Annotated in this window: 24 protein-coding genes and 3 pseudogenes; 16 read left to right on the top strand and 11 right to left on the bottom strand. The window is 72.6% G+C overall.

Annotated elements, in window-relative coordinates:
- Window positions 1-36 precede the first annotated feature (36 nt).
- The 11 genes and pseudogenes from C1I97_RS41340 to C1I97_RS11175 all read left to right on the top strand — a co-directional run.
- A pseudogene (locus C1I97_RS41340) lies at window positions 37-492 on the top strand (transposase family protein); the annotation flags it as partial.
- 456 nt (window positions 493-948) lie between these two features.
- Window positions 949-1,980, top strand: a pseudogene (locus C1I97_RS11220) (adenylate/guanylate cyclase domain-containing protein); the annotation flags it as partial.
- A gap of 3 nt (window positions 1,981-1,983) precedes the next feature.
- A complete protein-coding gene (locus C1I97_RS11215) occupies window positions 1,984-2,856 on the top strand; it encodes a S8 family peptidase (protein ID WP_111003081.1) in 873 nt (290 codons plus the stop codon).
- Window positions 2,840-3,439, top strand: coding sequence for a GAF domain-containing protein (locus tag C1I97_RS11210; protein WP_111003080.1), 600 nt, complete (start codon window positions 2,840-2,842; stop codon window positions 3,437-3,439). Before C1I97_RS11215 ends, C1I97_RS11210 begins: the two co-directional genes overlap by 17 nt.
- Before the next feature lie 284 nt (window positions 3,440-3,723).
- On the top strand, window positions 3,724-4,023 hold the full coding sequence (locus tag C1I97_RS11205) for a DUF1540 domain-containing protein (protein ID WP_111003079.1): 300 nt from the start codon (window positions 3,724-3,726) through the stop codon (window positions 4,021-4,023).
- Between the two features lie 257 nt (window positions 4,024-4,280).
- Window positions 4,281-4,532, top strand: a complete 252-nt coding sequence (locus C1I97_RS11200) for a hypothetical protein (RefSeq protein WP_111003078.1) — start codon at window positions 4,281-4,283, stop codon at window positions 4,530-4,532.
- A complete protein-coding gene (locus C1I97_RS11195; RefSeq protein ID WP_111003077.1) occupies window positions 4,529-4,891 on the top strand; it encodes a helix-turn-helix domain-containing protein in 363 nt (120 codons plus the stop codon). Before C1I97_RS11200 ends, C1I97_RS11195 begins: the two co-directional genes overlap by 4 nt.
- Window positions 4,892-5,012: 121 nt before the next feature.
- The gene (uraD, locus tag C1I97_RS11190) at window positions 5,013-5,540 is read left to right on the top strand and encodes a 2-oxo-4-hydroxy-4-carboxy-5-ureidoimidazoline decarboxylase (RefSeq protein WP_111003076.1); all 528 of its coding nucleotides are present in this window, start codon (window positions 5,013-5,015) and stop codon (window positions 5,538-5,540) included.
- Between the two features lie 24 nt (window positions 5,541-5,564).
- Window positions 5,565-5,924 (top strand): hydroxyisourate hydrolase, encoded by a 360-nt coding sequence (gene uraH / locus C1I97_RS11185; RefSeq protein ID WP_111003075.1) that lies wholly within the window; start codon window positions 5,565-5,567, stop codon window positions 5,922-5,924.
- 6 nt (window positions 5,925-5,930) lie between these two features.
- Window positions 5,931-6,839, top strand: coding sequence for a factor-independent urate hydroxylase (pucL, locus tag C1I97_RS11180; protein WP_111003074.1), 909 nt, complete (start codon window positions 5,931-5,933; stop codon window positions 6,837-6,839).
- Window positions 6,840-6,897: 58 nt separating this feature from the next.
- A complete protein-coding gene (locus tag C1I97_RS11175) occupies window positions 6,898-8,280 on the top strand; it encodes an 8-oxoguanine deaminase (protein ID WP_111003073.1) in 1,383 nt (460 codons plus the stop codon).
- Window positions 8,281-8,338: 58 nt separating this feature from the next.
- Here the strand turns inward: C1I97_RS11175 and C1I97_RS11170 are convergent.
- The 3 genes and pseudogenes from C1I97_RS11170 to C1I97_RS11160 form a co-directional block, all read right to left on the bottom strand.
- Window positions 8,339-8,761, bottom strand: a pseudogene (locus C1I97_RS11170) (acyl-CoA thioesterase).
- Window positions 8,762-8,824: 63 nt separating this feature from the next.
- A complete protein-coding gene (locus tag C1I97_RS11165; protein WP_111003072.1) occupies window positions 8,825-9,478 on the bottom strand; it encodes a hypothetical protein in 654 nt (217 codons plus the stop codon).
- A gap of 88 nt (window positions 9,479-9,566) precedes the next feature.
- Entirely contained in the window at window positions 9,567-10,172 is a 606-nt protein-coding gene (locus tag C1I97_RS11160) for a histidine phosphatase family protein (RefSeq protein WP_111003071.1), read from the bottom strand.
- Between the two features lie 146 nt (window positions 10,173-10,318).
- On the opposite strand from C1I97_RS11160, the gene C1I97_RS11155 reads away from it, so the two are divergent.
- Window positions 10,319-10,579: a hypothetical protein gene (locus C1I97_RS11155; protein ID WP_146608192.1), complete on the top strand. Its 261-nt coding sequence runs from the start codon at window positions 10,319-10,321 to the stop codon at window positions 10,577-10,579.
- Between the two features lie 48 nt (window positions 10,580-10,627).
- On the opposite strand, the gene C1I97_RS11150 is transcribed toward C1I97_RS11155, so the two are convergent.
- Entirely contained in the window at window positions 10,628-12,058 is a 1,431-nt protein-coding gene (locus C1I97_RS11150) for an MFS transporter (RefSeq protein ID WP_111003069.1), read from the bottom strand.
- Between the two features lie 101 nt (window positions 12,059-12,159).
- Here C1I97_RS11150 and C1I97_RS11145 point away from each other — a divergent pair, with 101 nt between their 5' ends.
- Window positions 12,160-12,552, top strand: a complete 393-nt coding sequence (locus C1I97_RS11145) for a winged helix-turn-helix transcriptional regulator (RefSeq protein WP_111003068.1) — start codon at window positions 12,160-12,162, stop codon at window positions 12,550-12,552.
- A 170-nt stretch (window positions 12,553-12,722) separates the two neighbouring features.
- Here the strand turns inward: C1I97_RS11145 and C1I97_RS42455 are convergent, their stop codons facing one another.
- Window positions 12,723-12,893 carry a DUF397 domain-containing protein gene (locus C1I97_RS42455; RefSeq protein WP_441349106.1) on the bottom strand — a complete coding sequence of 57 codons (171 nt, stop codon included), beginning with the start codon at window positions 12,891-12,893 and terminating at the stop codon, window positions 12,723-12,725.
- A gap of 30 nt (window positions 12,894-12,923) precedes the next feature.
- Window positions 12,924-13,469 carry a DinB family protein gene (locus tag C1I97_RS11135; protein ID WP_111003066.1) on the bottom strand — a complete coding sequence of 182 codons (546 nt, stop codon included), beginning with the start codon at window positions 13,467-13,469 and terminating at the stop codon, window positions 12,924-12,926.
- Between the two features lie 98 nt (window positions 13,470-13,567).
- On the opposite strand from C1I97_RS11135, the gene C1I97_RS11130 reads away from it, so the two are divergent.
- Complete coding sequence (locus C1I97_RS11130) at window positions 13,568-14,530, top strand: helix-turn-helix transcriptional regulator (RefSeq protein ID WP_111003065.1); 963 nt, start codon at window positions 13,568-13,570, stop codon at window positions 14,528-14,530.
- A gap of 115 nt (window positions 14,531-14,645) precedes the next feature.
- On the opposite strand, the gene C1I97_RS42450 is transcribed toward C1I97_RS11130, so the two are convergent.
- Window positions 14,646-14,963, bottom strand: a complete 318-nt coding sequence (locus C1I97_RS42450) for a hypothetical protein (RefSeq protein ID WP_309147796.1) — start codon at window positions 14,961-14,963, stop codon at window positions 14,646-14,648.
- Between the two features lie 15 nt (window positions 14,964-14,978).
- Complete coding sequence (locus tag C1I97_RS11125) at window positions 14,979-15,767, bottom strand: ARPP-2 domain-containing protein (RefSeq protein ID WP_309147795.1); 789 nt, start codon at window positions 15,765-15,767, stop codon at window positions 14,979-14,981.
- A 172-nt stretch (window positions 15,768-15,939) separates the two neighbouring features.
- Between C1I97_RS11125 and C1I97_RS11120 the strand changes: the two genes are divergently transcribed.
- The gene (locus C1I97_RS11120) at window positions 15,940-16,809 is read left to right on the top strand and encodes a transposase (protein ID WP_441349105.1); all 870 of its coding nucleotides are present in this window, start codon (window positions 15,940-15,942) and stop codon (window positions 16,807-16,809) included.
- Complete coding sequence (locus C1I97_RS42940; protein WP_441349104.1) at window positions 16,740-17,231, top strand: RNA-guided endonuclease InsQ/TnpB family protein; 492 nt, start codon at window positions 16,740-16,742, stop codon at window positions 17,229-17,231. The genes C1I97_RS11120 and C1I97_RS42940 overlap by 70 nt, the downstream gene beginning before the upstream one ends.
- 158 nt (window positions 17,232-17,389) lie before the next feature.
- Here C1I97_RS42940 and C1I97_RS11115 read toward each other — a convergent pair whose 3' ends face one another.
- The 3 genes from C1I97_RS11115 to C1I97_RS11105 all read right to left on the bottom strand — a co-directional run.
- Complete coding sequence (locus C1I97_RS11115; RefSeq protein WP_111003082.1) at window positions 17,390-18,202, bottom strand: hypothetical protein; 813 nt, start codon at window positions 18,200-18,202, stop codon at window positions 17,390-17,392.
- Window positions 18,202-19,467: a VWA domain-containing protein gene (locus C1I97_RS11110; protein WP_111003064.1), complete on the bottom strand. Its 1,266-nt coding sequence runs from the start codon at window positions 19,465-19,467 to the stop codon at window positions 18,202-18,204. The genes C1I97_RS11115 and C1I97_RS11110 overlap by 1 nt, the downstream gene beginning before the upstream one ends.
- 9 nt (window positions 19,468-19,476) lie before the next feature.
- A partial coding sequence (locus C1I97_RS11105) for an IucA/IucC family protein (protein WP_309147794.1) occupies window positions 19,477-20,396 on the bottom strand: 920 nt, incomplete at its 5' end.

Raw genomic sequence — 20,396 nt, 5'->3', positions numbered from 1 at the left:
CCGCCTCCGCCGCCCGCGTCGCCTCGCTGAGCTCGGCTGCTGTTCGGCGTCGACCGCTCCACCATCACCCGTGCGGTCGGGGAGACACGCGCCCTCCTGACCGAGCAAGGACGCGTGGTTCCTGAACGTTCTGACCTGCGCCTGAGAACGTTGACGGACGTCTTCGCCCATGTCCGGGCAGAAGGGGGCGAGCTCCGCCTGGACGCCACCGGATCCAGGTCCGCCGGCCCATGGCCGGCCGCGGGGGACGGTGAGTATGGGGCTCGGGCGAGAAGGAACAGAACACCATGAGGGCCGCACGTGAGGACCGATGCTCTGCGCCCCGGCCGTACGCACGACGCGACCGCGGCACGCGACGAAGGCATCGCCGGCTGCTTCCAGCACTTGCCCGACGTGGAGATCCTCCTGGACGACGGCTGTCCCGGTCTTCGACGTGATCACCCGGGCCAGGCGAGCGCACCGCTCAGGAAGCCGGACAGGAGCGCACTCCCGCGGTGCACGCACGCGGGGAACGCGACCGCGCGGGCACCAGGCCGCGCACGGCGACTCCGGCCGCCGCGGCACCGGTTCGGCGCCGGGCCACTCCCGCGCGGCGGGGGAACCTCAGTTCGCCACGGACCGGTGCACAGGCATGCCCCAGGGGTCGGGCGGCGCGCGGGTGCGGATACGCGGGGACGGCGGTGGCGGGGCTGTCCGCGGAGGGCTGTCGCGCGAGGCGCCCACTCCGGGAGTACCGCGCCCGGCCCGGGGCGGGCCGTCCGTGGCACTTCCCCCACTGGTCTGCGACACCGGTGGGGGAGCACCCCGGAAAGATGGGGGAAGGACCCCCATGTCCGGGCCGCCGCCGCGCGCCAGGATGAGGACCGCGACGGGCCGCCCGGCCCGGACGGACGACCGAGGAGGTGCCATGGCGGAGCAGAACGCCCCCCGGCGCGGGATCCCCGACCCACAGACGGCACCGCCCCCGTCGAAGCCGCTCACGCCCGCCTCGCGCTCGCCGTACAGGAGCCCGCACGGTACGGCCTGCCGTCCGTCGCCCGCGCCGTGCTGCCGGTCTTCGAGGCCGCCGGCGACCGGGTCGGACAGGCCAGGGCCCGCCTCCGCCTCGGCCAGCAGCGCCAGCTCGCCGGCCGGCACGAGGAGGCGGACCGCGAACTGGTCCGCGCGCTCGGACACGCGGTCGCCGCGGGCGCCGAGCCCGAACGCGCCGCGGCCCTGGGAGCCGTGGGCGTCTCCCTGTGGCGCGGGCCCGAGCCGGTGGCGGCGGCCGTCGGACGCTGCCGGGCCCTGCTCGCCGAACACGGCGGCGGCCGCCCCACGGTGGGCGTCACGCTCAACTGCCCGCTCGCCGTCCTCCTCGCGCTCCACGACCGGCCCGCCCGGGCGCTCGCCGCCCTGGACGAGGCGGAACGCCTGTCCGCCGGGCTGTCCTACGCCGAGGCGAAGGTGTTCCTGCCCGTGTTCCGGGCCACCGTCCACACCCTGGCCGGGCGGCGGTCCGAGGCGCTGCGCCTCCTCGCCGCCGCCGACGAGGAGGCGGTCCGCCTGGGCGCGGCGGGCATGCGGTGCGCGATCGCGCTGGAGGCCGGACGCCTGCTGCTGGACGACGGCCGCCCCGCCGAGGCCGCGAGACGTCTCGCTCCGGCGGCCGGCGCGGAAGGGCTGCCCCGGGCCGACGCCGTCGACCTCACCGGACTCTGGGCCAGACTGGCCGCGGCGTCGGGGGACGAGCGGACGGCCCTGGCCGCCGCGGACGAGGCCGTGGCCGCCGCCGCCCTGACGGACTCGCCCCTGCTCCGGGCCACGGCCGCGCTCGACCGGGCCCGGGTGCTGGCCGCCCTGGGCCGGGACACCGGGGCCGCCGCCGCGGCCCGGTCGGCGGTGGAGCACTTCACCGACAAGGGGCACCTGCCGGGGGCCCGGGCCGCGCGGAGCCTGCTCGGCGAGCTCACCGCTGCCAGGACGACGGAGACGATCTGAGGCATGGACCCGACCACGACCACGAGCGGTCCCGGCACCACGCTGACCTGGAGCCTGCGGGGCAGGGGCCCCGACGACGTGCCCGTGCTCGCCGATCCGGTCCTGCCCGGCGTGCCCGGCACCGGCCGGGGCGTGCGGGTGTGCGTCGTCGACTCCGGTGTGGAACGCGACCATCCGCTGGTCGGGCCGCTCGCCGGCTCCTGGGTCGTCGTCAAGGACCCGGACACCGGCCGGACCGAGGTACGGGAGACCGGCACCGGCGACACCTGCGGCCACGGGACCGCGTGCGCGGGCATCATCCGCCGCACCGCGCCGGACTGCGAACTGCACAGCGTGCGCGTCCTCGGCGAACGGTTCTCCGGCACCGGCGACGTGCTGCTGGCCGGGCTGCGGTGGGCCGTCGACCAGGGATTCGACCTGGTGAACCTCAGCCTGTCCACCACCCGCACGAAGTTCGCCCGCGACCTGCACGAGCTGGCGGACCGCGCCTACTTCGCCCGGACCGTCATCGTCGCCTCCGCGCACAACACCCCCGTGGAGAGCTTTCCCTGGCGGTTCGCCTCGGTGATCTCCGTCGGCAGCCACCAGGAGGACGACTCCGGCCTGCACCTCTACAACCCGGCCCCGCCCGTGGAGTTCTTCGCGCCCGGCCAGAACGTGACCGTGCCGTGGCTGGGCGGCGCCACCATCCGCACCACCGGCAACAGCTTCGCCACCCCGTACATCACCGGCCTGTGCGCGCGTCTCCTCTCCGCCCACCCGAGGATGACGGCCTTCCAGCTCAAGAGCGCCCTCTATCTGTCCGCGGCCAACGTGCGCGTCGAGCCGCGGCACCACCTTCCGGCAGGAGAGGCATCCGATGACTCCGAGAACTGAACCCGCCGCCGTGCCGGGGGACGTGCCCGCTCCGGCGGCGGACGCCCACCGGCGTGAACTGCTCCAGTCCGTGGTCGAGGTGGCCCGCGCCATCTTCGGCGCCGCGGCCGGGTCCGTGCTCCTCCTGGACGAGGAGCAGGACGAACTCGAGTTCGCGGCCGTCTCCGGCGAGGGCGAGGAGTTCCTCGTCGGCCGTCGTTTCCCGGCGGGGCGGGGCATCGCGGGCTGGGTGGCGATGTCGGGCGAGCCCGTCGTCGTCGACGACCTCACCGCGAGCGCGTCCTTCGACCGCTCGTTCGCCGAGTCGACCGCGTACGTACCGGACGCGCTCATGGCGGCGCCCCTGGTCAGCGGCGGGCGCGTGCTCGGCGTCCTGGAGGTCCTGGACCCGTCGCCGCAGGCACGCTCGGGTCTGCCGGAGCTGGACCTGCTGGCGCTGTTCGCCCGCCAGGCCGCGACGGCGCTGCGCGTGGTCACTCCCGAGGCGCCCCGCCCGGCCGGTACCGCCCTCCCTCCGGGCCGCCGCGCGGACGCGCTCCGCCTGCTGGGCAGCCTGGAACAACTCCTGCGCGAACCGGCCTGACCGCCCGGGACGCGCCAGGACACCAGGCGTGTCGACCGGGAGGAGCCCTCAGCACGGCCCGGCGGACGCCGGCACCGGGCCGCGGCCACGGCGCCCTCACGCTTCACGGCACACTCTCCGCCCCGGACGAACTCCCCCGGCCGCTGCCCGTTCGGCCGAAGTCCGCTGGCCGTCGGCGGTGCCGGCGACCATGCTCGACCTGGGTGGGCCCGTGGTCACGTCAGCCGCCTGCCGCTCACCGTCGAGGAGCCGGACGGGCACACCGATACGAGGAGACCGCCGTCATGGAAATGCCCGTGGTGAACGAGTGCGCGGCCGAGAACTGCGCCTACAACCGGGACCGTGCCTGCCACGCCCTGGCCATCACCGTGGGCGACAGGGCCGGTGTGGTCGTCCGGCACGCGCACTGCGACACCTTCACCACCTCCTCGAACAAGGGCGGCGACCCGTCCGCCACCGGACGGGTCGGCGCGTGCAAGATGTCGGACTGCCGGCACAACACCGAGCTCGAATGCCGCGCCGCCGGCATCACGGTGGGCTACCGGCAGACCGAGGTCGAGTGCCTGACCTACACGCCTGCCTGAGCCCCTGGGCGTCACCACAGAGCCCGGTCGGTCCGTGGCCGCACCCACGGCGCGAGCTTCCCGTCCCGTCCGGTCCTGCCTGGACGGCATACCCGCGCATCTCTGCTGACCGCCTCGGGGAGTCCGTTAGGGTCGTGTCGGAACGACGGGGACACACCGGCACACCAACGCTGCGACGACCCCGAGCGTCCACAGTCGTCCCTTCCCTCGGAGGACTGGGAGAACGCGCGGGTCGGAGCCGACGTCATGGGGGCGCAGTGCGGCTGAGAGCGGAGTTCACGACCGAACCCTTCGACCTGGACGAGCCCCCCGCCCACGCGCTGGTGGCGCGCAGGGTCATCGAGGCCGGCGGCCTGGACGCCGTGGACATCGGCCCGTTCGGCAACACGGGCGAGGGGGGCGTCGACTCCGTCCTGGCCGCCGTGGACGCCGTGCTGCGCAAGACCCTGGCGGCCGGCGCCACCCGCATCTCGATCCAGGTCAACGTGATCGAGGAGGACGGGCGATGACCGGCGACGAGCCGTTCGTCGCGGCCGTGAAGCCGCTGGTCGACGCGATCGGCGGCACCATGCTCCCACCCGACGAGGCGAGCCCCGACGACGTGGTGCTCGCCTGGCAGGGCGCCGACGCCGTCGCCGTACGCCTGCCCCGGCTCGCCGACTCCCTCGACCGCATCCTGACCGCCATGGAGCGGGGGAAGGGCATGCCGCTCGCGGACCTGGACCGCAAGGCGAAGCAGGAGGTCGTACGGACACTGGAGGCGCGCGGCGCCTTCTCCGTGCGGCACGGGGTGGAGACCGTGGCGAGCGCGCTGGGCGTCAGCCGCTTCACCATCTACAACTACCTCAACCGCGAGAGGGAGAGCTGAGAACGCCGCCGGGCCCGGGGCCCGAATCTTCAACAAAGTGTTGACGCGGTGTCGCGGAGGGTGTTGGCTGTCCCCAGCCCGTTCAGCACGAAGAGACCGTACGCGGCCCACGGAGGCCCCCGTGACGTCGACGTCCATGCCGCCGGGCCTCGCCCGATTCAACACCCTCCCGGAAGATGCGGCCCGCGCCGCCCTTCTGCGGGCGTGCGCCTCCACGGCGTGGGCCGAGCGGCTGCTGGCCGCCCGTCCCTGTGCCACCCCCGACGACCTCTACGCCGCCAGTGACGCCGCCGTGGCGGAGCTGACCGACGCGGATCTGCGGGAGGCGATGGCCGGCCACCCGCCGATCGGCCGCCCCGAGCCGGGCGATCCCGCCTCGGCCCGCGAGCAGCGCGGCATGGCCGGCGCCTCCGACGCGCTCAAGGCCGAGATGCTCGGCCTCAACCTGGCCTACCAGGAGAAGTTCGGTCACGTCTTCCTCATCTGCGCCACCGGCCGGACGGGCGAGCAGATGCGCGACGCCCTCAAGGAGCGGACCGGCAACACGCCGGAGCAGGAGTACGGGATCGTCCGCGCCGAACTGGGGAAGATCAACCGTATCCGCCTCGCCCGCCTGCTCGAAGAGGCGAGTGACCGCCCGACCGCGTGAACGCTCCCGGAGGAGAGGAAACGCATGAGCACCGAGACCACCGCCTCCGTCTCCACGCACATCCTGGACACCTCCGCCGGGCGCCCCGCCGAGGGCGTCGCCGTCCACCTCTCCGCCCGCCAGGGTTCGCACGCGCCCTGGCAGACGCTCGGCGGCTCCGCGACCGACGCCGACGGCCGGTGCAAGGACCTCCCGGCCCTGCCGGAGGGCACCACCCACGTACGGCTCGACTTCGCCGTGGAGCCGTACTTCGAGGAATCCGCCTCCAGGACATCCGCGTTCTTCCCCGAGGTGGCGGTCACCTTCGCCGTCGTACCCGGCGAGCACCACCACGTACCGCTGCTGCTCAACCCGTTCGGTTATTCCGTGTACCGAGGGAGCTAGCCGGAGATGCCCACGATTCTGGGACAGAACCAGTACGGCAAGGCCGAGACCCGGGTCGTCAGGATCACGCGGGACGGAGCCGTCCACCACATCAAGGACCTGAACGTGTCCGTGGCGCTGAGCGGCGCCATGGAGGAGGCCCACTACTCCGGCTCCAACGCCAACGTCCTGCCGACCGACACCACCAAGAACACGGTGTACGCCTTCGCCAAGGAGCACGGCATCGAGTCCGCCGAGCAGTTCGGCATCCACCTCGCCCGCCACTTCGTCACCTCGCAGGAGCCGATCCACCGGGCCCGCATCCGCATCGAGGAGTACGCCTGGGAGCGGATCGGGACCTCCGACCCCGCCGAGGGCACCGGGACCGGGCACTCCTTCGTCCGCAAGGGCCAGGAGACCCGGCTGGCGCAGATCACCTACGACGGCGAGGAATGGGAGGTGGTCTCCGGCCTGAAGGACCTCACGGTGCTCAACTCGACCGACTCGGAGTTCTGGGGCTACATCAAGGACAAGTACACCACCCTCCCGGAGACGTACGACCGCGTCCTCGCCACGGACGTCGCCGCCCGCTGGCGGTTCCACTGGACCGGCGACGAGCAGGAGACGCCCGACTGGGAGGAGTCCTACGAGCAGACCAGGAAGCACCTGCTCCAGGCCTTCGCCGAGACGTACTCGCTCTCGCTGCAGCAGACGCTCCACCGGATGGGCGCACGCGTCATCGACCACCGCGACGAGATCGACGAGATCCGCTTCTCCCTCCCGAACAAGCACCACTTCCTGGTGGACCTGGAGCCGTTCGGTTTGAAGAACGACACCGCCGACGGAGCTGTGTACTTCGCCGCCGACCGCCCCTACGGCCTGATCGAGGCCACCGTGCTCCGGGACGGCTGCGAGGCGCGGATCCCGGTCCACTGAGCGGGGCCGCCGAGCGAGGTCCACCGGACAAGGCCCACCGGGCGAGAAGGAGGGAACCATGGCAGCAGCAGTCCAGCGCATCCTCATCGAGAACTGCTCGATCGCGACGGTCGACGCGCACGACACCGAGTACGCGGACGGGTACCTCGTCCTCGCCGGCAACCGTATCGAGACGCTCGGCGCGGGCAGGGCCCCCGAGGGCCTGGAGAACGTCGTACGCCGCATCGACGCCTCCGGCCACCTCGCGACCCCCGGCCTGGTCAACACCCATCACCACTTCTACCAGTGGATCACCCGGGGCCTGGCCACCGACCGCAACCTGTTCGACTGGCTCGTCGCCCTCTACCCGGCCTGGGCGCGCATCGACGAGGAGATGGTGTACGCGGCGGCCAGGGGCTCACTGGCGATGATGGTCCGTGGCGGTGTCACCACCGCCGCGGACCACCACTACATCCACCCGCGCGGCTCCGGCGACCTGTCCGGCGCGGTCGTCCGCGCCGCCCGCGAGATGGGCGTCCGCCTCACCCTGGCCCGCGGCTCCATGGACCTCGGCGAGTCGGACGGCGGCCTGCCGCCGGACTTCGCCGTGGAGAGCCTGGACGATGCGCTGGCCGCCACCGAGGCGACCGTCGGCGAGCACCACGACGCCTCCTTCGACGCCATGACCCAGGTGGCCGTCGCCCCCTGCTCGCCGTTCTCCGTGACCACCGACCTGCTCAAGCAGGCCGCCGAACTGGCCCGCCGGCTCGGCGTACGGCTGCACACGCACGGATCGGAGACGAGGGAGGAGGAGAAGTTCTGCCACGAGCGTTTCGGCATGGGCCCCACCGACTACTTCGAGTCCACGGGCTGGCTCGGCGAGGACGTGTGGATGGCGCACTGCGTCCACATGAACGACTCCGACATCGCCGCCTTCGCCCGCACGAGGACCGGCGTGGCGCACTGCCCCTCGTCCAACGCCCGCCTCGCGGCCGGTATCGCACGGGTGCCCGACATGCTGTCGGCCGGCATCCCGGTCGGCCTCGGCGTCGACGGCACCGCCTCCAACGAGTCCGGCGAACTCCACACCGAGCTGCGCAACGCACTGCTGATCAACCGGCTCGGCCCGCACCGCGAGGCCGCCCTGGACGCCCGCCAGGCACTGCGCCTGGGCACCCACGGCGGCGCCCAGGTCCTCGGCCGCGCCGGCCAGATCGGCTCCCTGGAGCCGGGCAAGCTGGCCGACCTCGTCCTGTGGCGGCTCGACACCCTCGCCCACGCCTCGATCGCCGACCCGGTCACCGCCCTGGTCTTCGGCGCGGCCGCACCGGTCACCGCCTCCTTCGTGGGCGGCCGGCAGGTCGTCGAGAACGGCCGCCTGCTGCACGCCGACGAGGACACCATCGCCCGCTCCACCCGCGCCCAGGCCCAGCGCCTGGCACGGATCACCGAACGGAGCTGACCAGTCGAGGGACTCCGGCCGGGAGCGACGGCTCCCGGTCGCCGCCCGGCCGTTCCGCTCAGAGGCCGAAGAGGCCGGGATCCGACGTCAGCTCCTTGAAGTACTCCTGGGGATTCGCGACCAGCTTCCGCGCCGTGAGGTCCATCAGCCCGCCGACCGCCGTGATCTCGGCCGCCACGGTGCCGTCGGTCTTGCGTATGGCCTGCCGGATACGGAAGGTCTTCCCGCCGCCCTACTCGAAGGCACAGGTCACGTCGGCCTCGTCACCGGCCAGCAGCTCCCGCCGGTACCGGATGGTCGTCTCCAGCGCCACCGGCCCCACGCCCCGGGCGATCAGCCCCGACTGGCTGATCCCGGCCGCCTGCAGCAACGACCAGCGGGCGTGCTCCGCGTAGTTGAGGTACACGGCCTGGTTGAGGTGCCCCTGCACATCGGTCTCGTACCCGCGGACGGTCACCCGGACGGAAAACGGCTCACTCACGGCGTCCCCTTCTCTGCTTCTCTGCCTTCCACGTCACTCGAACCACCGATGCTCGCACGCCCCTCACACCCTGCGCGGTGACGCCAGCAGGTACCGGGTCCTCGTCCGCGGCTCCGTGTACTCCCCGGCCTGCCAGCCCGCCCGCTCCAGCGTGGCCGCGCACGCCCGCAGCGCCGCGCCGTCCGGCCCGTACACGGCGACCGCCTCCGGCTGCGGTGTCGCGCGCACCCGGTAGCCGTCCGCGTCAGGCCCGGCCGGAGGGTGCCCGGCCGCCTCCAGGGCGAGCGCGGCGGCCCGCACCAGGTTCGTACGCTCCCAGCCGCACGGCCGGTCGGTGGCACCGTCCGGATTGGTCATCCGGCGCAGTTCCAGCAGCCCCTGCCAGGCGCTGTGCACCTCGCGCACCCGCGCCGCGCCGTCGTAGCCGTCGTACGCCTCCTCCTCACCACCGACGCGAGCGGAGAACACACCGCTGCCGGAGGACGCCTCTCCAGCAGCAGGAGCCTCCGCCACCGTCGTCGCTTCTTCCTCCTCGGCCTCCCGTATGCGGTGCCCCGCCGGGGTCAGGAAGTGGTCGTGCGGCGGGCGCGGGTGCCGGAACGCGAGCCCCCGCTTCACCAGGGCGGTGAGCTGTGCCTGAGTACCCCTCAGCCGCCCGGTCACGGGGTCGGCGGCGTCGATGACGCGGAGCTGCGCGGCGGTCGGCGGTCGTGTCACGGCGTACTCCTCCCCGGGCCGTCGATCAACCCATTCGATCAGCCCGTTCGAAGAGTACGACCCGGGTCCGACAACGGGCCGGCACCGCTCACGGTGAGGGCGACGGCCGGATGTTCCACCCCGCGATGACCGGCCGCCCGTGCTCGGTGCCCAGCCGGCACACCGTCCCCGTGGCCAGCTGGAACAGCGCCCCCGACGACGGCGCCAGCCCCAGCCACCGGGCGGTGAGCACCCGCAGGAAGTGCCCGTGTGCCACCAGGAGCACCACGCCCTCGGTGTTGGCGAACGCGGCGTCCACCTTGGCCAGCATCCGGTCGGCCCGCTCCCCGACCTGCTCCACGGTCTCCCCGGGATGCTCCGGCGGCCCCGGCACGACCCCGTCGGTGAACAGGAACCAGCCGGGCCGGGTGCGCTGGATCTCGGGAGTCGTGATGCCCTCGTACCCGCCGTAGTCCCACTCCCGCAGATCCGCGTCGACCCGGGCGTCGTGGACCCCGACCAGCTCGGCCGTCTCCCGCGCCCGCTGCAGCGGACTGACGAACGCCGCCCCGATCCGGTGCGACCGGACCAACGGCACCAGTCGCCGTGCCTCCTCCCGGCCGCGCTCGGTCAGCGGCACGTCCGTCCCCCCGGTGTGCCGCCCGGACCGCGACCACTCGGTCTCCCCGTGCCGGACCAGAAAAAGATCACCCATACGTCACAGGCTACGGTCCCACGGCCCAGGACCCGGCGAGCTCACGCGCCCACAGCCCCTGCGCGCACATCGCGGAACAGACACTTTCGGAGCACGGATCCGCCACGCGGCACCACGGCCGCACCGTGCGCGGGGAACGTAGCGGCATGCTGGCGTGTGGATGCATGGACCTGGGCGACATCATGGTGCACCTGGCCGGACTCGGCCTGCTGGCCATGGCCGGACTGGCACTCGGCCTGGTCTGCCTGATCGGGCTGCTGCTCAGCGGGATCGTCGCCCTCGGAAACCTGGCCCGCCGCCGGCGGAGCGGCGACCACGAGGACGGCGACGCCGGACCGGACGAGGAACAGGTCACCCTCGCCGCCTTCCGCTGGGAAACCGCGCAGGACCCCGGCACATCGCAGTAGAGAGGAACCTGTGCCCCCGCGTCCAGCGCACCACCACGGTTGCCGACCTCAGTCGCGCCGGGCCCGCAGCACGACCGCTGCCAGCACCAGCGCGCCCGCCGCGAAAGCCGTCGCCACCCGGAACGCCAGCTGGTAGCCCTCTGCCATGGCTGTGATCAGCTCCGTGCCGTGGCCGAGCAGGGCGCCGGTGCGGGTGGCGGCGAGCGTGGACAGTACCGCCAGTCCCAGCGAACCACCCACCACCTGTGTGGTGTTGAAGAGGCCGGAGACCAGGCCGGCCTCCTCCTTCGCGGCCCCCGCCATGGCGAGCCCGGTCAGCGCGGGCATCGCGGCCGCGAACCCCGTGGCGAGCAGCAGCAGCGGCGGCAGCACGTCGGTGACATATGAGCCGTTGGCCGGTGCCCGGCTCAGCAGCGCCATCCCGCCGGTGATCAGCACCAACCCGGTCAGCAATACCCGGTACGCGCCGAACCGGCCGACGAGCCGCGCCGACAGGCCCAGCATCAGCACCCCGATCACCACCGGAGCCGGCAGGAAGGCCATGCCGGTCGCCAACTCGCCGTAGCCCAGGACACGCTGGAGGTAGAGCGCGCCGATGAACTGGAAGCCGTACATGGTGCCGATCATGAGGATCTGTACGGCGTTCGCGCCGCTCAGCAGCCGGGAGCGCAGCAGCCGCAGTCGCAGCAGCGGACGTGCCGCCCACGCCTGCCGGAGAGTGAATGCCACGAGGAACGTCAGGGCGAGCGCGGCCAGAAGCACGGTCGAGGTCAGGTCCCGGTCGCCTGAGCCGACGATGACGTAAACCGTGAGCATGAGCGCACCGGTGACCAGGGCCGCCCCGGGGACGTCGGCGCCGTGGCCCAGCCCGGCCCCGCTCTCCGGCGCGAGCACCCGGACCGCCGCGAGCCAGGCGGCGACGCCGATCGGCAGGTTGATCAGAAAGATCCAGTGCCAGCCGAGGGTCTGCGTCAGCGCTCCGCCGAGGAACGTGCCGAGCGCACCGCCCGCCGCGCCCACCGCGCTGAACGCCGCGATGGCCCGGGCTCGTTCACGTGGCTCGGGAAAGAGCGCGACGAGCATGCCGAGGACGACGGCCGAGGCCATCGCCCCGCCCACGCCCTGCACGGCCCGTGCCGCGATCAGCACGCTCTGGCTGGTGGCGATCCCGCACAGCACCGAAGCCGCCGTGAACACGGCGAGCCCGGAGGCGAACATGCGCTTGCGGCCCACCAGGTCCCCGAGCCGGCCGACCAGCAGGAGCAGCCCGCCGAACGGGATCAGATACGCGTTGACCACCCAGGCCAGCCCCGGCCCGCTGAACCCCAGGTCGTTCTGGATCGCGGGCATCGCCACGGTGACGATGTTGCCGTCCAGGATCGTCATCAGCGTGCCCGCGCACAGGACGGCCAAGGCCGCCCAGCGGGAGTACGTGCGGTGTGGCGGCGTGTGCGTCGGTGACGCAACCGTGGTCGACATGGCCTTCTGGCCTCCGTATTCTGCGAGGGCACCCTAGGTGCACGATGTGTAACGGAGTGCATCGTGAGTGACTATGGGGTGCGGCATAAGGAGGCACTTCAATGTCCCAGGGGAACAACGGTGTTACCGTCCAGGTCGTGAACGCGCACGCATGCCCGGTCCGCGAAGTTCTTGACAGGGTCGCCGGAAAATGGAGCGTGCAGATCCTCGTCGCCGCCGCTCACGGCCCCATCCGCTTCACCGAACTCGAACGCGGCATCGAGGGCATCAGCCGTCGCATGCTGACCCTCACCCTGCGCAACCTGGAGCGCGACGGGCTCGTCACGCGCACGGTGTACCCGACGGTGCCGCCGAAGGTCGAGTACGAGCTGACCCCCGTCGCTCGTGAGTTGCACGAGACTCTGCAACGGCTGACGGACTGGGCCGAGCGCAACCGGGTGTACATCGCCCAGTCGCGCGCGGCTTACGACGAGGCCAACGGGGAGCCGACGTAATGCGGTCGCCTTTCGTGCATCGCCCGGACCCACCGAATTCGGCGTCACCCCAACACCCGGCGCGGTGCCGCCGACCCCGGCCGGAACCGCACCCTGCACCCGCATGCCTGCACCCGCATGCCTGCGCCCCGTGCCCCGTACCGGACTGGGCACGGGGCGCGTGGCCTGCGTCAGCGATCGGCCGCGTAGGAAGCGAAGGCAGCCCATTCCTGCGATCCGAAGGCGAGCTGGGGTCCCCGTGCCTGCTTCGAGTCCCGTACGCGGATGGATCCCGGTGTGGAAGCCACCTCGACGCAAGCAGCGCCGTCGGGGGTGCTGTGGCTGCTCTTGAACCAAGTCAACTCGGTGCCATTACCGATCTAACTTCCCGTTCAGCCCATGGTCTTGGCGCCGTCCAGGGACTCGCGAATGATGTCGGCGTGCCCGGCGTGCTGCGCGGTCTCGGCGATGACGTGCAGCAGCACCTGACGGGCCGACCAGCGTACGCCGGACTCGAACCACGGCGCCTTCGGCAGCGGCTGGGTCGCGTCCAGGTCGGGCAGGGCGGCGATCAGCTCGTCGGTCCGGTGGGCCACCGCCGCGTACTCGGCCAGCACGCCGGTCAGCGTCTCGCCGGGCAGCAGCCGGAACTCGTCAGCCCGCTCGGCGAAGTCGGCCTCGGCCATGGCGGTGAAGTCGGGCATGGCCGACGGTCCGTCCAGGACGAAGTCCACCCAGGTCCGCTCCATCGCGGCGACGTGCTTGACCAGGCCGCCCAGGCACAGTGCGCTGACGGTGGTTCGCAGCCCGGCCTGCTCGTCGGTGAGGTCGCGGGTGGTGAAGCGCAGGAAGTGCCGGTGCTTGCTCAGCGTCCGCAGCAGGTCGGCGCGCTCGCCGGTGAGGGCCGCCGACTCGCTCCGGCTCAGGGTCTCGGTCATGATCTCCGCCTTCGGTTGGTCCCGTGTTCCTCGGTCGAGAACGACGGTAGGCGCCATAGCGGACAGTTTCTGTCCTGAATTCCGGGAGAATCGGAGACATGGCGAACACCAGCACCCGGACGCTGCGACTGCTGTCCCTACTGCAGACCCATCGCTACTGGCCGGGCACCGAACTGGCCGACCGGCTCGGTGTCTCGGTCCGCACTCTGCGCCGGGACGTCGACCGGCTGCGCGAGCTCGGCTACCCGGTGGAGGCGCAGCGCGGCGTCGACGGCGGCTACCAGCTCGCCGCGGGCGCCACGCTGCCGCCACTGGTGATCGACGACGATGAGGCGGTCGCCCTGGCCGTCGGGTTGCACACCGCCGCGGAGGGCGCGGTGGAGGGCATCGCGGAGTCCTCGGTCCGGGTGCTGGCCAAGGTGGTGCAGGTGATGCCCACCCGGCTGCGTCGCCGGGTCGAGGCGCTGCGCGCGATGACCGTACCCGCCGGCTGGGGCAGCCCGGCCCGGGCGGGCGTCGACCCGGGCGTGCTCACCACACTCGCACTGACCTGCCGGGACAGCGAACAGCTGCGCTTCGGCTACACCGCCGCCGACGGCCGCCGCACCGACCGGCAGGTCGAGCCGCACCGGCTGGTCTGCCTCGAGCGCCGCTGGTATCTGGTCGCGTACGACCTCACCCGGCACGGCTGGCGCAGCTTCCGGGTCGACCGGCTCACTGCGCCGGAGGGCACCGGCGCTCCGTTCCGCCCGCGCACCCTGCCCGCCGCCGACGCCGCCGAGTTCGTCCGCGCCGGGATCGACAACCTGCCCCGTCCGTACCGGGTGACGGCCCTGGTGTACGCCCCGGCCGCGACCGTACTGGAACGGATCGGGCGGTGGAGCACGGTCGAGGAGGTGGACGCCGAACACTGCCGGGTCCGCATGACCACCGACTCCCTGGACTGGCCGGCCCTGGCCCTGGGCGCTCTCGGCGCCGAGTTCCGCGTGCTCGAACCGGCCGAACTGGTCGACCAACTCCGCGACTGGGCTGCCCGGTTCGACCGGGCGGGGCGGGGCTGACCGTTCAACCGCCGGGATGCTCCGGCCGCCGGCGACGGGCGGCACGGACGATCTCGTCGCCGGAGCGTTCGAGCGGGGGCCGGTGGCGCGGCCTGCGGGAGGCGCCACCGGCAGGTCACCTGCGTGCGGTTCGCGTCCGGCCGCGGTAGTGGTCCAGTACGTCCTGGCGGAGCAGGCGGCCGAAGCCGGACGTCTCCAGGCGGAGGCCGAGCTGGGCCTCGGTCAGGCCGAGTTCGGCGGCGGTGTCGGCGAGGTGCCAGTCGTGGGCGGCGAGGCGGCTGAGGAGGTGGCCGCGGCGCACCTGGTTCTCCGAGAGGCGGAACGTCTTGAGGTAGACGGTTCGACCGTGTTCGTCGGTGATCGCCTCGCCGATGTGGTTGTCCTGCCGTGGGCGGAACGGCGGCAGGAAACGGGAGAGCGTGAAGCGGCCCATGCGGTGGACCTGATGTCAGGTGCGCTCCTGCTCCAGCAGTCCGGACGCCAGGGTCGTGTCGTGGAAGTCCGCCCATCGCGCCGTCTGCTCCACCGCGGCCTCCCGCAGGTCGGCGAGCGAGCGGATCCGTGCCTCGGCGATACGGGCCCGGAAGTCCGTCACGGGGGGCATCAGAGTCGCGTAGTGGTGCACCAGGTCGCCGCAGAGGTCCTGCAGCAGGGTCGGGTGCAGCGTGCGGTAGTCCTCCGGGTGCGGTACCACGAACGCCGTGGCCGGTGCGTCGGCCAGATGGACCAGCACGCCGCACTGACCCGGGTGGACCTCGAAGACGCGCAGTGCGTCGGTCAGTCCGGGTACCTCCGTGCCCAGGTAGGAGGCCTCGACGCGGGGGGAGAGACCCTGGCGCAGGGCCCGTTGCGACCACTGCTCCCACGCGATGGCGGGGCCGTTGAAGTGCAGGGAGAGATAGCCCTCCAGCGCGAGGTGGAGCGGCAGGAAGCGCAGCCGGTGCTTGGCCTCCCGGCGCGCCATCCGGCGGTGGAAGCGCAGCCGCACGGCCGGGACTTCCTGTTCCGGCCGACCGTCGGTCAGCTGCGTGCCGTAGGCGGCGGCAGGCGAGCCGTCCCCGGTCCACTCGGCGACGAACCCGTGCGGGATGTAGGAGCAGTAGCTTCCCTGCCGGCCCAGGTCGACCACGCCCGGCCCACCGTGGATCCGCGGGTGCAGGCGCAGGTCGTGGATCGCCTCGGCCCGGACCAGCGGTACCAGCCGTACGGCGCCCCACGCCTGCGAGGGACGCCGCAACTTCGCTGGACTTGCCCGTCCGCGCAGTGGCCGGGCAAGTGCGCGGGTGTCCAGGTGCGGCGGAAGGCCGTCCGTGAGGTGGCCGAACGTGTGAATGAATGATCACTCGGTGTGGTGGAGAGGGTGGGGAACGTGCGAGGGCCGCTCGTACGGGTGTCTACGATCGGTGATCGTGAAGCTGGTGGTGCAGATCAGGCTGCTGCCGACGCCTGTGCAGGCAGCGGCGTTGGAGGCGACCCTGCGCGCCTGCAACGAGGCGGCGACCTGGGCCAGCGGTGTCGCCTTCGCCAAGGACGTGAAGAACAACTTTGCGCTACATCAGCACACCTACCGTGAGATCAAGGCGCGGTGGGGGCTGGGCGCGCAGGCCGCCCAGCGCGTGATCAAGAAGACCTGCGACGCCTACGCGGTGCTGCGGGCGAACCTGAGGGCCGGGTGGCTGGGCCGGCCGGGCTCGAAGCGCTACCGCAGGGCCACCGAGAAGCCGATCGCCTTCCGGGCGGAGGGCGCGCAGCCCTACGACGACCGGATGCTGTCCTGGCAGACCGACCGGCGGCGGGTCTCGATCTGGACGACCGCCGGGCGGGTGAAGGAGGTGGCGTTCACCGCCTCCTCCGAGCAGCTGGCCACTCTCGCCCTTCACCGCAGGGGCGAGTCGGACCTGGTGTACCGGGACGGCATGTGGTTCCTGAACGCCACCTGTGAGGTCCCCGAGCAGCCGCTGAACACCGACCCGACCGACTTCCTCGGCATCGACCTGGGCATCGTCAACATCGCCACCACGTCCGACGGCGAAGTCATGGCCGGGCGGGAGCTGAACCGCATTCGGGTCCGGGAGCGCAGGCTGCGCGCCAAGCTGCAGCAGAAGAACACCCCGTCAGCCAAGCGCCGCCTGCGGAAACGCAGGCGTAAGGAGGCGCGGCGGGCGCGGGACATCAACCACAAGATCGCGAAGCATGTGGTGGCCGAGGCATGGGGGCACCTCCCACGCCGTTCAGGCAGTGGGGGAGCACCGGTCGCGGGATCGCCCTGGAGGACCTGACGGGCATCCGCGAACGGGTACGGCTCCGCAAGCCCCAACGGGCCACCCTGCACTCCTGGGCGTTCCACCAGCTCGGGCGGTTCATCGCGTACAAGGCCCGCAGGGCCGGAGTGCCGGTGGTGCACGTCGATCCGGCGTACACCTCCCGCACCTGCGCCCAGTGCGGACACATCGACAGGGCGAACCGGGTGAGCCAGGCCCGGTTCACCTGCCGGTCCTGCGGATTCGTTGATCACGCGGATCGGAACGGCTCCCGCAACATCCGCGCCCGCGCGTGGGAGTTGTGGCGACGCGGGGCCCCGTCAACGGCCCCTGCCCCACCACCGGAGCACACGCGCCGGGGCGGGGCTGGACGCAAACGCAGCGCCACATCCAGTGACGCGACGTTGTGCAAGCCCGTCACCTCAGTGACGGGTAGCTGACAGGCAGGTTCCGGAAGTCGCACCGAAGTCCCGCGGCCGGCACGGGGACGGGAACACAGCGCAGGTCACGGTTTCGAAGGACTTTTGAGCGCGTAAGGCGCGGAAGAAGGCCCGCCCCCGGAGCGCGGGGGCGGGCCGATGGATCTTCCGGGAAGCCGTCAGTAGCCCGGCGGTACCCGTGACGGGCGGCCCGAGCCGCGGGTCAGCGCGTAGCCGCCGATGCCCGCGAGCGCGGCCAGTACGCCGCCTATGCCGGTCCACACCCAGCGGTCGGACCACCAGCCGGAGGACCAGCCGCCGTCGGGCTCGATGCTCGACAGCACGGCCGGCTTCTTCGCGTCCTTGCCGTCGTCCTTTGACTGCTCGGACTTGACCGCGATGCCCGGGGTCAGAGGCTGCGCGAGCGAGCCGTCGACCGCCGCCGCGCCGCCGATGTCCTTGGAGTCGGCCCGCACCTCGGCGCTGACCGGCAGACCCAGGTCGGACACCGGCAGGCCGACCGCCATGAGCCGGATGTAGTACGTGCCCGGCAGCGGGTCGTTGGCCCACGGCTCCGACCAGGCACGGACCGTGCGCAGCACGCAGGCCAGGTCCACGGAGGCCGTGCCCTGGGCGGCGGTGCGCGTCTGGGCGCCGTACTGGCAGGACTGGCGGCGCCGCAGACCGTCGTAGACGTCGATCTGCCAGGTCTGCGAGGCGTGCGACTCGGGCAGCTTCACCGTCGCCTTGACGGTGGGGCGCTGCCCGGCGTCCGCCGCGAACGACCAGTACATGTAGTCACCGGTGGAACCGCCGGCGGTGGCCTGCTGACCCTGTTCGATCTCCGTCGCCGTACGGAAGGAGGTGCCCGCCTGGGTGGGGGCGCCGCCGTCGTCCGACGGGCTCGCGGACGGCGAGGAGTCGGCCGCCGCGGGACCCGCGGCCAGCCCGAGCGCCAGCAGGGCCGTGCCCAGCACACGTGTGATACGCATCAGTTCGTCCTCCAGACGGCGACCCGCCAGCGCGACACCCAGCCCCACAGCAGACCCGCGAGGAAGCCGGTCAGCACAAGTGCGCCGAGCAGCCACCAGCCGCGCCCGAGACCGAAGGAGGCCACGTCGCTCGACTTGCCCGGACCGTCCACCACGTCGACGGTCAGCTCCAGCGGCAGACCCGGCGTGGTCTTCACCCCGGCGGCCGCGGAGAAGGAGTTGGTGATCTGCAGGCACACCGTCTCGGCCGGCGCGCTCTCGCCGTCGCTCTCGGGCTTCGGGTAGCGCAGACCCGAGGAGATCACGTCCGTACGGCCGTTGCCCGCCGCCTCACCGCGTACGATCTCCCGTCCGTGCACCGTCACGGCCCGCACCAGCACCCCGTAGTCGGGGGCGACGGCCCGGTCGGCGGCCACGCTCACCGAGGCCCGCAGCTCCTGGCCGGGATCGACGTCCACCCGGTACCAGCGCTGCTGCCCGAACTCCTCACGGTCGGTGTAGAGGCCGGACTTCAGCGTCGGCGCCTTCGCGCAGTCCGTGGAGCCCTCCGTGGCCACCGGCGTCACCACCGGGTCGGCGGCCCGGTCGACCAACTGGCCGACGCGGTCGCTGAGTTCTTCCTTGTGCTGGACGGAGGTGTAGGTGCCGCCGGTCGCCTCCGCGATGCAGATGAGCTGGTCGCGGGTCTTGGCGTCCGGCACCAGGCCGAGGGTGTCGATGGTCAGGCCGATGCCCTTGGCCGCTATCTCACGGGCCACCTCGCACGGGTCCAGCGGCTGGCAGGTGTCCTCGCCGTCGGTGATCAGGACGATCCGGCGCAGGCCGTTGCCGCCCTCGAGGTCGTCGGCCGCCTTCAGCAGCGCCGGTCCGATCGGGGTCCAGCCGGTCGGCGCCAGCGTCGCCACCGCCGCCTTGGCCTCGGCGCGGTTCAGCGGGCCGACCGGGTAGAGCTGCGCGGTGTCCTTGCAGCCCTCCTTCCGGTCGTTGCCGGGGTAGTTGGCACCCAGGGTGCGGATGCCGAGCAGGACCTCCTCCGGGGTCGCGTCGAGCACCTCGTTGAACGCCTGCTTGGCCGCGGCCATCCGCGACCCGCCGTCCATGTCCCGCGTCCGCATCGAACCGCTGACGTCCAGGACGAGTTCGACCTTCGGGGCGTCCTGCCCCTCCGTCTCGTCGGCGACCGCGCCGGCGGGGAAGGCCATCCCGGCCGTCAGGGCGGCGAGCAGAGCACAGACTCCTGCCGCCAGCCGTTGTCTTGTGATCATCGGCGGATCCTATTGACCGGACGCGCCGGGGGCCAAAACGGCCTGGGAAACGAGCGGGTTGGGCAGCCCGGTCCACTGGTCGCCGGGCGTCCCGGGGGACAGCCGCATCAACGTCAACGCCTTGGCCGGCAAAGGCTGTTCGCACAGTGCCGTAAGGTCAGGGGTGCGCGGCAGGTCCCGTACGGCCGTCTCCAGCGCCGCCCGCAGCGCGGCCCACGACCCGGCCGTTCCGGCCAGCGCGCCCGCCACCAGCGAGCCGAGCAGCTTGCGGCGCAGGGCGGTTGGATCGTCGGTGAGGTTCCGGGCGGGCAGATCCGGCACGGGAATGCCGTGCCGGGCGAGTCGGGCGGGGCTCACGCGGATGTCGGCGAGGTCCCGGTAGACCAGCCGCAGCGGTGTGCCCGACTCGGACAGCACGACGAGCAGGTTCTGGCCGTGCGCCTCCAGGGCCACGCCCCACTCCAGCAGACGCAGGCACACGGCGAGGGACAGGCGCGTGAACTCGGCCAGCCAGGAAGGGGAGTCGGGCAGGTCCAGGGTGGACAGCGCGGCCACGGGCAGTACGTGTTCCCCCTCGCCGGCGTACGTCCGCGGCGACTCACGCCACAACGCCGCCAGGTCGGCGGACCCCGCGCCGGCCGCGCCCAGCGTGCGGGTGATGTGCAGCAGACCGTCCGAGCGGGCCGCCAGATCCGTCGCGAACGCCGACAGGGCCGCCGACGCGGCGACCGAGCCCATCGAGATGTCCCGCACCGACGACGTCAGCCGGGCGCTGAGCGCCGTCTTGACGTGCGGTCCGCCGGGGAGGGCCGGGACGGCCAGGGTGCGCAGGGACATCAGCGGGTGCGCCGCGAGGACGCCCTCCTCGCACGGCCGCCCGAGCACGTGCGCCGCCTGCCAGGGGTGCACGGGGATCAGCAGCCGCCCGC

Origin of the sequence: Streptomyces sp. NTH33, from assembly GCF_003236365.1 — a bacterium.
Classification (GTDB): domain Bacteria; phylum Actinomycetota; class Actinomycetes; order Streptomycetales; family Streptomycetaceae; genus Streptomyces.
Note: the sequence above shows the minus strand (reverse complement) of the source record. Positions and strands in the feature narration are given on the sequence as shown.

Bases quoted from the DNA above. Each gene is read 5' to 3' on its own strand.
- C1I97_RS11215 (WP_111003081.1), top strand. From the start codon at position 1,984: ATGGACCCGACCACGACCACGAGCGGTCCCGGCACCACGCTGACCTGG.
- C1I97_RS11210 (WP_111003080.1), top strand. From the start codon at position 2,840: ATGACTCCGAGAACTGAACCCGCCGCCGTGCCGGGGGACGTGCCCGCT.
- C1I97_RS11205 (WP_111003079.1), top strand. From the start codon at position 3,724: ATGGAAATGCCCGTGGTGAACGAGTGCGCGGCCGAGAACTGCGCCTAC.
- C1I97_RS11195 (WP_111003077.1), top strand. From the start codon at position 4,529: ATGACCGGCGACGAGCCGTTCGTCGCGGCCGTGAAGCCGCTGGTCGAC.
- uraH (WP_111003075.1), top strand. From the start codon at position 5,565: ATGAGCACCGAGACCACCGCCTCCGTCTCCACGCACATCCTGGACACC.
- pucL (WP_111003074.1), top strand. From the start codon at position 5,931: ATGCCCACGATTCTGGGACAGAACCAGTACGGCAAGGCCGAGACCCGG.
- C1I97_RS11175 (WP_111003073.1), top strand. From the start codon at position 6,898: ATGGCAGCAGCAGTCCAGCGCATCCTCATCGAGAACTGCTCGATCGCG.
- C1I97_RS11160 (WP_111003071.1), bottom strand. From the start codon at position 10,172: ATGGGTGATCTTTTTCTGGTCCGGCACGGGGAGACCGAGTGGTCGCGG.
- C1I97_RS11155 (WP_146608192.1), top strand. From the start codon at position 10,319: ATGCTGGCGTGTGGATGCATGGACCTGGGCGACATCATGGTGCACCTG.
- C1I97_RS11150 (WP_111003069.1), bottom strand. From the start codon at position 12,058: ATGTCGACCACGGTTGCGTCACCGACGCACACGCCGCCACACCGCACG.
- C1I97_RS11145 (WP_111003068.1), top strand. From the start codon at position 12,160: ATGTCCCAGGGGAACAACGGTGTTACCGTCCAGGTCGTGAACGCGCAC.
- C1I97_RS11135 (WP_111003066.1), bottom strand. From the start codon at position 13,469: ATGACCGAGACCCTGAGCCGGAGCGAGTCGGCGGCCCTCACCGGCGAG.
- C1I97_RS11130 (WP_111003065.1), top strand. From the start codon at position 13,568: ATGGCGAACACCAGCACCCGGACGCTGCGACTGCTGTCCCTACTGCAG.
- C1I97_RS42450 (WP_309147796.1), bottom strand. From the start codon at position 14,963: ATGGGCCGCTTCACGCTCTCCCGTTTCCTGCCGCCGTTCCGCCCACGG.
- C1I97_RS42940 (WP_441349104.1), top strand. From the start codon at position 16,740: ATGGGGGCACCTCCCACGCCGTTCAGGCAGTGGGGGAGCACCGGTCGC.
- C1I97_RS11115 (WP_111003082.1), bottom strand. From the start codon at position 18,202: ATGCGTATCACACGTGTGCTGGGCACGGCCCTGCTGGCGCTCGGGCTG.
- C1I97_RS11110 (WP_111003064.1), bottom strand. From the start codon at position 19,467: ATGATCACAAGACAACGGCTGGCGGCAGGAGTCTGTGCTCTGCTCGCC.